Source organism: Streptomyces sp. NPDC031210 (assembly GCF_055570395.1).
Genome location: NZ_JBVIHH010000007.1, coordinates 237,899 through 249,980, shown reverse-complemented (window position 1 = coordinate 249,980; position 12,082 = coordinate 237,899). Strand labels below are relative to the sequence as shown.

Here is a 12,082-nt window from a genome sequence, read left to right as displayed (position 1 = left end):
CCGGCTTCATCCCCCTTCGGAAGGCAGAGAGTGTCCTCTTCCATCACCGCACCCGAGGGCATCATCAACCCGCCAATTGATGAGCTTCTCGAGGCCACCGACTCGAAGTACAGCCTCGTGATCTACGCCGCCAAGCGCGCGCGCCAGATCAACGCGTACTACTCGCAGCTCGGCGAGGGCCTTCTCGAGTACGTCGGCCCGCTCGTCGACACGCACGTCCACGAGAAGCCCCTGTCGATCGCGCTCCGCGAGATCAACGCGGGTCTGCTGACCTCCGAGGCCATCGAGGGCCCGGCTCAGTAAGCGGCACGGCATTCCTCACCAAGGGCCCGGCAGCGACACTGCCGGGCCCTTGGTGTGTCATAGGGGCATGCGTACGGACCTAGGGTCGGGGAGCAGCGAAGCGATGGACATGCGGGAGCGGGAGACGCCCAAGGTCGTCCTGGGGGTCAGCGGCGGGATCGCCGCGTACAAGGCATGCGAGCTGCTGCGGCGGCTGACCGAGTCCGGCCACGACGTGCGGGTGGTGCCGACCGCCGCGTCGCTGCACTTCGTCGGCGAGGCCACCTGGTCGGCCCTGTCGGGCAACCCGGCCTCCACCGAGGTCTGGGAATCCGTCCACGAGGTCCCGCACGTCCGCATCGGCCAGGCCGCCGACCTCGTCGTGGTCGCGCCCGCCACCGCCGACCTGCTCGCCAAGGCCGCCCACGGCCTCGCCGACGACCTGCTGACCAACACCCTGCTCACCGCCCGATGTCCGGTCGTCTTCGCCCCGGCGATGCACACCGAGATGTGGGAGCATCCCGCCACCCAGGAGAACGTCGCCACGCTGCGCCGCCGCGGCGCGCTCGTCATCGAGCCCGCGGTCGGCCGGCTGACCGGCGTCGACACCGGCAAGGGCCGCTTCCCCGACCCGGCCGAGATCTTCGAGTTCTGCCGCCGGGTCCTGGCCCGCGGCGACCGGGCGCTCGTCCAGGACCTCGCGGGCCGCCATGTCGTCATCAGCGCGGGCGGCACCCGCGAGCCGCTGGACCCCGTGCGCTACCTGGGCAACCGCTCCTCCGGCAAGCAGGGCTACGCCCTCGCCCGTACCGCCGCCGCCCGCGGCGCCCGCGTCACGCTCGTGGCGGGCAACACCGAGCTGCCCGATCCGGCCGGCGTCGAGGTGGTCCCCGTCGGTTCGGCCGTCCAGTTGCGCGAGGCCGTGCTGAAGGCCGCCGCGGACGCCGACGCGGTGGTCATGGCCGCCGCCGTCGCCGACTTCCGGCCTGCCACGTACGCCACCGGCAAGATCAAGAAACGGGACGGCAGGGACCCGGAACCGGTCAGTCTGGTGCGTAATCCGGACATCCTCGCCGAGCTGTCCGCCGACCGGGCCCGCCCCGGCCAGGTCGTCGTGGGTTTCGCCGCCGAGACCGACGACGTCCTCGCCAACGGACGCGCGAAACTGGCCCGCAAGGGCTGTGACCTGCTGGTTGTCAACGAGGTGGGGGAGCACAAGGCCTTCGGCTCGGCGGAGAACGAAGCCGTGATCCTCGCCACCGACGGAACCGAGACCCCGGTGCCGTACGGACCGAAGGAAACACTGGCCGAAACCGTGTGGGACCTCGTCGTGCCGCGGCTCGCCGAACCCCGCCCCTGACGCGCCACATCCGTCGCACGCAAACCGGTGTGCCCCCTTGACCCGGGGGGCCGGCGAGGTGATCGTCCTACCGTGGGTCGTGGTGTCCCAGGTCACCGGGGGTCCACAAATCGAGACTGCGTGCCCGAACGTCGCATCAGACCGATAAACTGGCCGTGGACCGGGCCGAGCGCAGCTCTCGGCCCTTCCGCCAATGATCAGCCAGCAGCCGCTGCAACCCCAGGGAGCGATGTGTCCCGCCGCCTGTTCACCTCGGAGTCCGTCACCGAGGGCCACCCCGACAAGATCGCTGACCAGATCAGCGACACGATTCTCGACGCGCTCCTCAAGGAGGACCCGGCGTCCCGGGTCGCCGTTGAGACGTTGATCACCACCGGCCTGGTGCATGTGGCCGGCGAGGTGACGACGAAGGCGTACGCCGACATCCCCAATCTTGTGCGCAACAAGATCCTCGACATCGGCTACGACTCGTCCAAGAAGGGCTTCGACGGCGCTTCCTGCGGCGTCTCGGTCTCCATCGGCGCGCAGTCCCCGGACATCGCCCAGGGTGTCGACACCGCGTACGAGCAGCGGGTGGAGGGCGACGAGGACGAGCTGGACAAGCAGGGCGCCGGCGACCAGGGCCTGATGTTCGGGTACGCCTGCGACGAGACCCCGGAGCTGATGCCGCTCCCGATCCACCTCGCGCACCGCCTCTCCCGCCGGCTCTCCGAGGTTCGCAAGAACGGGACCATCCCCTACCTCCGCCCCGACGGCAAGACCCAGGTCACCATCGAGTACGACGGTCACAAGGCCGTCCGCCTCGACACGGTCGTCGTCTCCTCGCAGCACGCCTCCGACATCGACCTGGACTCGCTGCTGTCGCCCGACATCCGTGAGTTCGTCGTCGAGCACGTCCTCAAGGAGCTCGTCGAGGACGGCATCAAGCTGGACACCGACGGCTACCGTCTGCTGGTCAACCCGACCGGGCGCTTCGAGATCGGCGGCCCGATGGGTGACGCCGGCCTGACCGGCCGCAAGATCATCATCGACACGTACGGCGGCATGGCCCGCCACGGCGGCGGCGCGTTCTCCGGCAAGGACCCGTCCAAGGTCGACCGGTCGGCCGCGTACGCCATGCGCTGGGTCGCCAAGAACGTCGTCGCGGCCGGCCTGGCCTCCCGCTGCGAGGTCCAGGTCGCCTACGCCATCGGCAAGGCCGAGCCCGTCGGCCTCTTCGTGGAGACGTTCGGCACCGCGACCGCCGACACCGAGAAGATCGAGCAGGCCATCGCCGAGGTCTTCGACCTCCGTCCGGCCGCGATCATCCGCGACCTCGACCTGCTGCGTCCGATCTACGCCCAGACCGCCGCCTACGGACACTTCGGCCGCGAGCTGGAGGACTTCACCTGGGAGCGCACCGACCGCGTCGACGCGCTGCGCAAGGCCGCGGGGCTCTGAGCCGAGCCTCGCTGACGAGAAGCACCCACGGCCCCGGACCGCTCGACGGTCCGGGGCCGCGGCGTTTTCCGGGCCCGGATGCCCGGAACCCGGCGGGCCGGGCGTTGTCGGTGGGGTCTGCTAAGACTTGACCTGTGAGCAGGGAGAACGGGCGGCCGGAGGCGGGGGCGGAGTCGGGTGCGGGCGAGCAGTTGGCCCTCATCCGGGAGACCGTGCGGGAGACCAGGGCGGAGCGGGCGAAGCCGCGGACGTGGCGGGGGGCGGAGCCGGCGGCGCGGTTGCCGGTGGCGCGGGTCCTGGTGGACAAGGGCCTGGTGCACCTCGACCGGTATTTCGACTACGCCGTGCCCGCCGCCATGGACGCCGAGGCGCAGCCCGGGGTGCGGGTGCGGGTGCGGTTCGGGGCGGGGGAGAAGGGCGGCCGGCGCGAGGGCGGAAAGCTCGTCAGCGGGTTCATCGTGGAGCGGGTCGCCGAGAGCGACTACCGCGGGGTCCTCGCCCCGCTCGCGCAGGTCCTCTCGTCCGAGCGGGTGCTCACGCCCGAGCTGCTGTCCGTGTGCCGCGCGGTCGCGGACCGCTACGCCGGGACGCTCGCCGATGTCGTGCAGCTCGCGGTGCCGCCGCGCCGGGCGCGCGCGGAAGCGAAGCCGTCGCCCGCCCCCCTGCCGCCCAACCCGCCGCCGGAGCCGGGGAGTTGGGAGCGCTATCCGGCGGGTCCGGCGTTTCTGGCGGCGCTGGCGCGGGGGGACGCGCCGCGCGCCGTATGGACGGCGTTGCCGGGTCCGACCTGGCCGCAGGAGCTCGCGCGGGCGGTGGCCGCGGCGCTGGCGTCCGGGAAGGGCGCGCTGGTGGTGGTGCCGGACGGGCGGGCCGCGGCGCGGGTGGACGCGGCGCTCGGGGAGCTGATCGGCGCGGGGCGGCATGTGCTGCTGACCGCCGACGCCGGTCCCGAGGAGCGCTACCGCCGCTGGCTCGCGGTCAGCCGGGGTTCCGTGCGCGCCGTGATCGGGACCCGCGCGGCCATGTTCGCGCCGGTCGCGGAGCTGGGCCTGGTCGCCCTGTGGGACGACGGGGACGCCAGCCACAGCGACCCGCACGCACCGCAGCCCCACGCCCGCGAGGTCCTCATCCAGCGGTCGGTCAACGAACGGGCCGGGTTCTTGCTGGGCGGCCTGACCTGCACCGTCGAGGCGGCCCAGTTGGTCGAGACGGGGTGGGCGCGCCCGCTGGCCGCCGAGCGCGAACAGGTGCGGGCCGCCGCGCCCCTGGTCCGTACGGTCGGCGACGCCGACGAGGCGCGGGACGAGGCGGCGCGGGCGGCCCGGCTGCCGACGATGGCCTGGCAGGTGGTCCGGGAGGGACTCAAGCACGGCCCGGTGCTCGTCCAGGTGCCGCGCCGCGGCTACGCCCCCCGGCTGGCGTGCGAACGCTGCCGTACCGCCGCCCGCTGCCGGGCCTGCGCGGGGCCGCTGGAGTCGCGGGAGGCGGGCGAGCTGGCCTGCGCGTGGTGCGGGCGTCCCGAGCCGGACTGGCACTGCGCCGAGTGCGGCGGGGCCCGGCTGCGCGCCCAGATCGTCGGGGCGCGGCGGACGGCCGAGGAGCTGGGCCGGGCGTTTCCGGCCGTGCCGGTCCGCACCTCCGGGCGGGACCACGTCCTGGCGTCGGTGCCGGGCATCCCCGCGCTGGTGGTGAGCACGCCCGGCGCGGAGCCGGTGGCCGAGGACGGTGGTTACGCCGCCGCGCTGCTGCTGGACGGGTGGGCGCTGCTGGGGCGGCCGGATCTGCGGGCCGGGGAGGAGGCGCTGCGCCGCTGGCTGGGCGCGGCCTCGCTGGTGCGCGGGCAGGCGGCGGGCGGCACGGTCGCGGTGATCGCCGAGGCGACGCTGCGGCCGGTGCAGGCGCTGGTGCGCTGGGACCCGGTCGGGCACGCCGTCCGCGAGCTGGCCGAGCGGGCCGAGCTGGGCTTTCCCCCGGTGTCCCGGATGGCTTCGGTGGCCGGCCGCCCCGACGACGTCCGCGAGCTGCTGAAGTCCGCCGAACTCCCCGCCGGCGCCGAGGTGCTGGGCCCCGTTCCGCTGCCGGTGCCCGATCCCGGACGCCCCCGCCGGCCGGGCGATCCACCGCCGGGCGAGGCGTGGGAGCGGGCGCTCGTGCGCGTCCGCCCCGGCCAGGGCGCGGCCCTGGCCGCGGCCCTCAAAGCCGCCCGCGCGGCGCGCCTGGTCAAACGGGAGGGTGAGGCGGTCCGCGTCCGGATCGATCCGCCGGACCTGGGCTGAGCGACGGGAAGGACGAGCCGCCCGGGCCCCGGACCTCTCGCACCGCGCGCGGCGGCGCCCGGCGTCCGCGAACGGCGCCGCCCCGGGACCGTTGTCGGCGGGCGGTCCCGGGGCGCGGGCGAGTGGCGCGGGCGGGCGTTCTTGATCGTCGGTGCTCGGTGGTTCTGGAAGGGCGTCAGCCGTTGCGGGGGCCGGGGAAGGCGCCCGACCGGGCGTCCTGCCGGACGGCGGGGGACGGCTGCGCGGGCAGGGAGCGGGTGGCGGTGACGGACGGCGTGGCGGGCAGGCCGGCCGCGACCGTCACCGGACGGGCCGCGGGTGCCTCGGGCGAACGGACTGCCGACTCGGCCCCGTCGGCGGTGGGTTGGGCGGCGGCCCGACGGGCGCCGTAACGGCGGTGCACCGCCTGCTTGGTGACGCCGAGCGCGGAGCCCACCGCGTCCCAGGAGAAGCCCAGCGAACGGTCGAAGTCGACCGCCGCCGTGACGAGGGTTTCGACGCTGTCGCGCAACTCCTGTGCCAGGCGCACCGTCGGGGCGGGTGCGCGCCCGTAGACGACGAAGCCCGTGGAGGGGCCCGTCCGGCGCGGCCGGTAGACGTTGCCGAGCTGAGCGGTCAGCGTGCGCAGCGCGTCCACCTGCCGGCGGACCCGCTCGATGTCCCGCACCAGGAGATGCAGGCTGGCGCGCGCCTGGGCGTCGTGGGTTGCGTGGTCGGCCATGAGCAAGCCTCTCGAACCGGCGTGGAAAGGAAGGGTGAAGGGGATCGGGTCACGAAAGCGGCCCGAAACGGGTCAATGCTGTTTGACCAACGCGGCAGCAGCGGCTCTGGTCACGGTATGGGGGCGTACGAGCTTCCGTGCGGGGCGCGGAGAAGTGCGTACGCCCCCTGAAGTGCCGGCTCGTGCGGCGGGCCGAGCCCATAGACTGATGCGTCGTTCCGCTGCGTGTGAGAGGTAGTGCGCCACCCATGAGGCTCGTCTTCGCCGGCACCCCTGAGGTCGCCGTACCCGCCCTCGATGCCCTGATCGCCTCGGACCGGCACGAGGTCGTGGCCGTCGTGACCCGGCCCGACGCCCCCGCCGGGCGCGGCCGGAGACTGGTCGCCAGCCCCGTCGCGGAGCGCGCGGAGGAGGCCGGTATCGAGGTGCTCAAGCCCGTCAAGCCGCGCGACGAGGACTTCCTCGCCCGGCTGCGCGAGATCGCGCCGGACTGCTGCCCGGTGGTCGCCTACGGCGCGTTGCTGCCCAAGTCCGCCCTCGACATTCCCGCGAAGGGGTGGGTCAATCTCCACTTCTCGCTGCTGCCCGCGTGGCGCGGCGCGGCACCCGTCCAGCACGCGGTGCTGGCGGGCGACGAGGTGACCGGCGCCTCGACCTTCCAGATCGAGGAGGGCCTGGACTCCGGCCCGGTCTTCGGCGTGCTGACCGAGCGGGTGCGCCCCACGGACACCAGCGGTGATCTGCTGACCCGCCTGGCGTTCGCGGGCGCCGGCCTGCTCTCCGCGACGATGGACGGCATCGAGGACGGCACCCTGAAGGCGGTGCCGCAGCCGGCCGAGGGCGTCTCCCTGGCGCCGAAGATCGAGGTCGAGGACGCCAAGGTCGACTGGACGGCGCCGGCGCTGCGCATCGACCGGGTGATCCGCGGCTGCGCGCCCGCGCCCGGCGCGTGGACGGTCTTCCGCGGCGAGCGCCTGAAGCTGATGTCGGCGGCCTCCGCAGCGCAGCACGCCGAACTCTCCCTCGCGCCCGGCGAACTCGCCGTCACCAAGAAGGCGGTGTACGTGGGCACCGGCAGCCACCCCGTCGAACTGATCTGGGTCCAGCCGCAGGGCAAGAAGCCGATGAAGGCCGCCGACTGGGCCCGCGGCGTCCGCATCGAGCCGGGGGAGCGGCTGGGCGACCGGTGACGCGCCCGCCCGCGTAGGCTGGGACGGACTTCTCCTCATCGCATCCGGAGCACCTTTTCTGTGACTCAGCAGCCGCGCCGCCGCCCCAGCAAGCCCTATCGCCGCCCGCAGAAGGACCCGGTCAGGATCCTCGCGTTCGAGGCGCTGCGGGCGGTGGACGAACGGGACGCGTACGCCAACCTCGTCCTGCCGCCGCTGCTGCGCAAGGCGCGCGAGGGCGGCGACTTCGACAACCGGGACGCGGCGCTGGCCACGGAGCTGGTGTACGGCACGCTGCGCTGGCAGGGCACGTACGACGCGATCATCGCGCAGTGCGTGGACCGGCCGCTGCGGGAGGTCGACCCGCCGGTCCTGGACGTCCTCACGCTCGGCGCGCACCAGCTCCTGGGCACCCGCATCCCGACCCACGCCGCGGTCAGCGCGAGCGTCGAACTGGCGCGGGTCGTGCTGGGCGACGGGCGGGCGAAGTTCGTCAACGCGGTGCTGCGCAAGGTCGCCGCGCACGACCTGGACGGCTGGCTGGAGCGGGTCGCCCCGGATTACGACGAGGACCCCGAGGAACACCTCGGCATCATGCACGCGCACCCCCGCTGGATCGTCTCCGCGCTGTGGGACGCCCTCGGCGGCGGCCGCGCGGGCATCGAGGACCTGCTGGAGGCCGACAACGAGCGGCCCGAGGTGACGCTGGTGGCGCGGCCGGGCCGGTCCACGGCCGAGGAGCTGCTCGACGCCGTCGGCGAGGACAGCGCGCTGCCCGGCCGCTGGTCGCCGTACGCGGTGCGGCTCGCGGAGGGCGGCGAGCCGGGTGCGCTGGACCCGGTGCGCGAGGGCCGGGCCGGAGTGCAGGACGAGGGCAGCCAGCTCGTCGCGCTCGCGCTGGCCAACGCGCCCGTCGAGGGCCGCGACCGGGCCTGGCTCGACGGCTGCGCCGGCCCGGGCGGCAAGGCCGCGCTGCTGGCCGGGCTCGCCGCCCAGCGCGGCGCGGCCCTGCTGGCCTCGGAGAAGCAGCCGCACCGCGCCCGCCTGGTGGCCCGGGCCCTCGACGGCAACCCCGGCCCCTACCAGGTCATCGCCGCCGACGGCACCCGCCCGGCCTGGCAGCCCGGCGCCTTCGACCGGGTGCTGGTCGACGTGCCCTGCACCGGCCTGGGCGCGCTGCGCCGCCGCCCGGAGGCCCGCTGGCGCCGCCGCCCCGCGGACCTGGACGGCTTCGCGCCGTTGCAGCGCGAACTCCTCCGCCAGGCCCTGGCCGCCGTCCGCGTCGGCGGCGTCGTCGGCTACGCGACCTGCTCGCCCCACCCGGCCGAGACCCGCGCCGTGGTGGACGACGTCCTCAAGGGCCGCGGCGGCGCGCCGGTCGAGGTGGAGTGGATCGACGCCCGCCCGCTGATGGCCGGCGTCCCCGCACTCGGCGACGGTCCGGATGTGCAACTGTGGCCGCATCTGCACGGCACGGACGCGATGTATCTGGCGCTGCTGCGCAGGACGGCCTGAGAGCGCGGCTGTCCAGCTTCTCGCCAGCTTCTCGCCCACGCACGCGTCGTCGCGGTGTCCTGGCCGCTTGCGGACGAGGTGCGGGCCCTCCCGCACCTCGGTCGCCGGTGTGGCCGTCGGCGTACCGCTCGGCTCGCGGGGCCGGGTGGTCCCGTAGCCGCCGCGGCAGAGTGCCTCGCGCCCCGGGGGCACGATCAAAACGGGCACAACGAGGCCAAGCCCGGACGCGGGCGCGGTCGACGTGAACGCGAGGCAGCGGGTGCCTGGGCCAGTTGACGGCCGGCGCCCCTCCGCGGAGACGAGAGGGGCGCCGGTTGGTCAGTCGCGTGCCCTGCGGGGGAGCAGGAACATCAGCGCCCACATCAGCGCCAGGGCTCCGGACGGAGCGCACAGCTCCTTGAGCGCGCTCACGCTGAATTTCCGACCTCACGGCTCGCAAATGACTTATGCGTGACCCCGGGGAGGGTGAGGCGTTGGACCGCTCATGAGTGACATGGACGATCGACTGCTGGCTCTGGTGGACGGCGTGGTCGACGTCGACGAGAAGCGCCTCCCGCTCCTGACGCTGCGGGAGGCCCAGGCCGCCGTGGAACTGCTCCGGCGGTTGGCCGCGCACGAGGGCGACGGGGCCCACGCGGCGCGGCACCTGGCGGGCAACCTGGTACGCCGGCTGCCGACCGAGAACTGACAAGACGCCGGCCGCCGTCGGGGCTCGCAACCCGCGCGCCCCAATCGAATTGACGGTCCGCCACGCGTGCGGTTCTCTGTGGCGGGTGTCCAGCCTCCGCATCGAACGGGTGCACGACGACGCCACGCTCCACGACTGGCGCTACGTGCACAACCTCATCATCCCCACCCACCTCCTCTCCCTCGACGAGGTGCGCGAGCGCGGCCTGCGCCACCACTTGGAGGTCGCCTACCTCGGCGACGTCCTGGTGGGCTGCTCGACGGTGCGTCCGCCCGAGAGCGGCACCTCGACGGCCACGGTGATCGCCCGGGTGCTCCCCGCGCACCGCGGGCAGGGCTTCGGGGCGGAGATCTACGCACGGGGGCTGGCCCGGGCGCGGGAGCTCGGTGCCGGGGCGGTTGAGACGGTGGTCCTGGCGTCCAACCCGGACGGGCTGCGGTTCGCGCGGCAGCACGGATTCGCCGAGGTCGAGACGTACGTGCTGCCGGGGGAGAGCGTGCCCTGGCACACAATGCGACTGCCCTGAGCCGAGACCCGGCCCGCCCGGGTCCGGGGGCCGCGGGCGGCCACGCCATACTGGGGGTATGGCCTTGATCAACCCCAGCATCCTGTCCGCGGACTTCTCCCGTCTCGCCGAGGAGGCGAAGGCTGTCGAGGGCGCCGACTGGCTCCATGTCGACGTCATGGACAACCACTTCGTCCCGAACCTCACCCTCGGCGTGCCCGTCGTCGAGTCGCTGAGCAAGGCGACGGACACCCCTCTCGACCTGCATCTGATGATCGAGGACCCGGACCGCTGGGCGCCGGCCTACGTCGAGGCGGGGGCCGGGTCCGTCACCTTCCACGCGGAGGCGGCGGCCGCTCCGGTGCGGCTGGCGCGGGAGATCCGGGCCCAGGGCGCGCGGGCGTCCATGGCGCTCAAGCCGGCCACCCCCATCGAGCCGTACGAGGACCTGCTCCCCGAGCTGGACATGCTGCTGATCATGACGGTGGAGCCGGGCTTCGGCGGCCAGGCGTTCCTGGACATCATGCTCCCCAAGATCCGCCGGACCCGTGAGCTGATCTCGCGGCACGGCCTGGAGCTGTGGCTCCAGGTGGACGGCGGGGTCTCGGCGGCCACGATCGAGCGGTGCGCGGAGGCGGGCGCCGACGTGTTCGTGGCCGGCTCCGCGGTCTACGGCGCGGACGATCCGGCCAAGGCGGTCCGGAACCTGCGGGAGCAGGCCGAGAAGGCGACGCCGGGCGGCGGCTGGGGCTGCGCGCACTGATCCGGGGCCGCTCCGGCCGGGCTCCGGGGGTTGACTGTGGCGTCATCGAGCGTTCACGAGTGGCGGGGAGGCCATGGTCCCCGCCGACCTCGGGTTTCTGAAAGGATGAGCAAAGACTCGATCAGATGCGCACAAGGGGAGAATTCGTGGTTGCCAGCCGCCCACAGTCCGGAATGGGCCCCGCCGAGCTGGTGCAGGCCGCGGCCATGGCCCGCCGTTTCTATCTTGAGGGCAAGTCCAAGATCCAGATCGCCGAGGAGTTCGGCGTCAGCCGGTTCAAGGTCGCGCGTGTGCTGGAGACGGCGCTGGAGAGGGATCTCGTACGGATCGAGATCCGGGTGCCCTCGGAACTGGACGCCGAACGCTCCGACGCGCTCCGCGCCCGCTACGGCCTGCGCCACGCGGTCGTCGTCGAGTCGCCCGCGGAAACGCCCGCCTCCCCGGGCGCGGGCGGCGCCTCGGAGGACGCCGCCGACCCGGAAAACCTCGGCGAGGTCGCGGCCGACCTGCTCGGCGAGCTGGTCGCCGAGGGCGATGTGCTGGGCCTGGCCTGGGGCCGGTCCACCATCCACATGGCGGCCGCCCTGCACCGGCTTCCCCCCTGCACCGTCGTCCAGCTCACCGGCGTCTACGACGCGGGCACCGCCGACCGCGGCTCCGTGGAGGCGGTCCGTCGCGCGGCGGACGTCTCCGGAGGCGAGGCCCACCCGATCTACGCGCCGATGCTGCTGCCCGATTCGGCGACCGCCGCGGCGCTGCGCGGCCAGACCGGCATCGCCCGCGCCTTCGAGTACTTCGACAAGGTCACCGTCGCCTGTGTCTCCATCGGCTCCTGGGCCCCGGGCATCTCCACCGTCTACGACATGCTGAGCGAGCAGGAGCGCGAGCACTACGCCTCGCTCGGCGCCGCCGCCGAGATGTCCGCCCACCTCTTCGACGCCGACGGCCGCCGGATCGGCCGCGACCTCGGTGAACGCTGCATCACCGTCGAGGCGGACCGGCTGCGCCGGATCCCCGAGGTGGTGGCGATCGCCGGGGGTCGGCGCAAGGCCGCGGCGATCGGCGCGGTGCTGCGTTCCGGCCTGGTGACGAGCCTGGTGACGGACACCGCCGCCGCCGATCACCTGCTCAACGAGACCGGCCCCGGCCCGCGCCCCGCCCTGGACCGGGCGGACCCCGACGGCATGTGACGGCCGCCGGCGAGCACCGGCGGAGCCCCGCCGAGAGACCCGCCGGCACCGTGCCCCCTACCGCCGCGACCGGCGGGCAGCGCGGGCGCGCCTGTGACAGCATCGGCACCATGGTGATCATTTCCACCCCGCGCCGGGCCGGCGCCGTCGGCGTGCCGCCCCTCCCGGCGCGG

Annotated in this window: 11 protein-coding genes; 10 read left to right on the top strand and 1 reads right to left on the bottom strand. The window is 74.1% G+C overall.

The features are described from left to right. Positions 1 to 30 precede the first annotated feature (30 nt). From rpoZ to ACZ45Z_RS15780, 4 genes are all read left to right on the top strand, one after another. Complete coding sequence (rpoZ, locus tag ACZ45Z_RS15795; RefSeq protein WP_005319902.1) at positions 31 to 303, top strand: DNA-directed RNA polymerase subunit omega; 273 nt, start codon at positions 31 to 33, stop codon at positions 301 to 303. Between the two features lie 109 nt (positions 304 to 412). Next, positions 413 to 1,642, top strand: a complete 1,230-nt coding sequence (coaBC, locus tag ACZ45Z_RS15790; protein ID WP_468362383.1) for a bifunctional phosphopantothenoylcysteine decarboxylase/phosphopantothenate--cysteine ligase CoaBC — start codon at positions 413 to 415, stop codon at positions 1,640 to 1,642. 231 nt (positions 1,643 to 1,873) lie between these two features. Next, on the top strand, positions 1,874 to 3,082 hold the full coding sequence (gene metK / locus ACZ45Z_RS15785; RefSeq protein ID WP_468362192.1) for a methionine adenosyltransferase: 1,209 nt from the start codon (positions 1,874 to 1,876) through the stop codon (positions 3,080 to 3,082). 134 nt (positions 3,083 to 3,216) lie between these two features. Continuing rightward, positions 3,217 to 5,358 (top strand): primosomal protein N', encoded by a 2,142-nt coding sequence (locus tag ACZ45Z_RS15780; protein WP_468362190.1) that lies wholly within the window; start codon positions 3,217 to 3,219, stop codon positions 5,356 to 5,358. Between the two features lie 175 nt (positions 5,359 to 5,533). Here ACZ45Z_RS15780 and ACZ45Z_RS15775 read toward each other — a convergent pair whose 3' ends face one another. After that, entirely contained in the window at positions 5,534 to 6,079 is a 546-nt protein-coding gene (locus ACZ45Z_RS15775) for a hypothetical protein (protein WP_468362188.1), read from the bottom strand. A 248-nt stretch (positions 6,080 to 6,327) separates the two neighbouring features. Here ACZ45Z_RS15775 and fmt point away from each other — a divergent pair, with 248 nt between their 5' ends. The 6 genes from fmt to ACZ45Z_RS15745 all read left to right on the top strand — a co-directional run bounded on the left by fmt (position 6,328) and on the right by ACZ45Z_RS15745 (position 11,909). Further along, positions 6,328 to 7,269: a methionyl-tRNA formyltransferase gene (gene fmt / locus ACZ45Z_RS15770; RefSeq protein ID WP_468362186.1), complete on the top strand. Its 942-nt coding sequence runs from the start codon at positions 6,328 to 6,330 to the stop codon at positions 7,267 to 7,269. 60 nt (positions 7,270 to 7,329) lie between these two features. Next, positions 7,330 to 8,763, top strand: a complete 1,434-nt coding sequence (locus ACZ45Z_RS15765; protein WP_468362184.1) for an RsmB/NOP family class I SAM-dependent RNA methyltransferase — start codon at positions 7,330 to 7,332, stop codon at positions 8,761 to 8,763. A gap of 484 nt (positions 8,764 to 9,247) precedes the next feature. Next, entirely contained in the window at positions 9,248 to 9,451 is a 204-nt protein-coding gene (locus ACZ45Z_RS15760; RefSeq protein ID WP_468362182.1) for a hypothetical protein, read from the top strand. Positions 9,452 to 9,536: 85 nt separating this feature from the next. Further along, positions 9,537 to 9,977 (top strand): GNAT family N-acetyltransferase, encoded by a 441-nt coding sequence (locus ACZ45Z_RS15755; protein ID WP_468362180.1) that lies wholly within the window; start codon positions 9,537 to 9,539, stop codon positions 9,975 to 9,977. A gap of 58 nt (positions 9,978 to 10,035) precedes the next feature. Beyond that, a complete protein-coding gene (gene rpe, locus ACZ45Z_RS15750; protein ID WP_468362178.1) occupies positions 10,036 to 10,719 on the top strand; it encodes a ribulose-phosphate 3-epimerase in 684 nt (227 codons plus the stop codon). 173 nt (positions 10,720 to 10,892) lie between these two features. Continuing rightward, positions 10,893 to 11,909, top strand: a complete 1,017-nt coding sequence (locus ACZ45Z_RS15745; protein WP_468362381.1) for a sugar-binding transcriptional regulator — start codon at positions 10,893 to 10,895, stop codon at positions 11,907 to 11,909. Positions 11,910 to 12,082: the final 173 nt, after the last annotated feature.

What these genes read in the sequence shown, in the direction of transcription:
- ACZ45Z_RS15775 (WP_468362188.1), bottom strand. Translation starts at nt 6,079, where the DNA reads ATGGCCGACCACGCAACCCACGACGCCCAGGCGCGCGCCAGCCTGCAT.
- ACZ45Z_RS15760 (WP_468362182.1), top strand. Translation starts at nt 9,248, where the DNA reads ATGAGTGACATGGACGATCGACTGCTGGCTCTGGTGGACGGCGTGGTC.
- rpe (WP_468362178.1), top strand. Translation starts at nt 10,036, where the DNA reads ATGGCCTTGATCAACCCCAGCATCCTGTCCGCGGACTTCTCCCGTCTC.
- fmt (WP_468362186.1), top strand. Translation starts at nt 6,328, where the DNA reads ATGAGGCTCGTCTTCGCCGGCACCCCTGAGGTCGCCGTACCCGCCCTC.
- coaBC (WP_468362383.1), top strand. Translation starts at nt 413, where the DNA reads ATGCGGGAGCGGGAGACGCCCAAGGTCGTCCTGGGGGTCAGCGGCGGG.
- ACZ45Z_RS15745 (WP_468362381.1), top strand. Translation starts at nt 10,893, where the DNA reads ATGGGCCCCGCCGAGCTGGTGCAGGCCGCGGCCATGGCCCGCCGTTTC.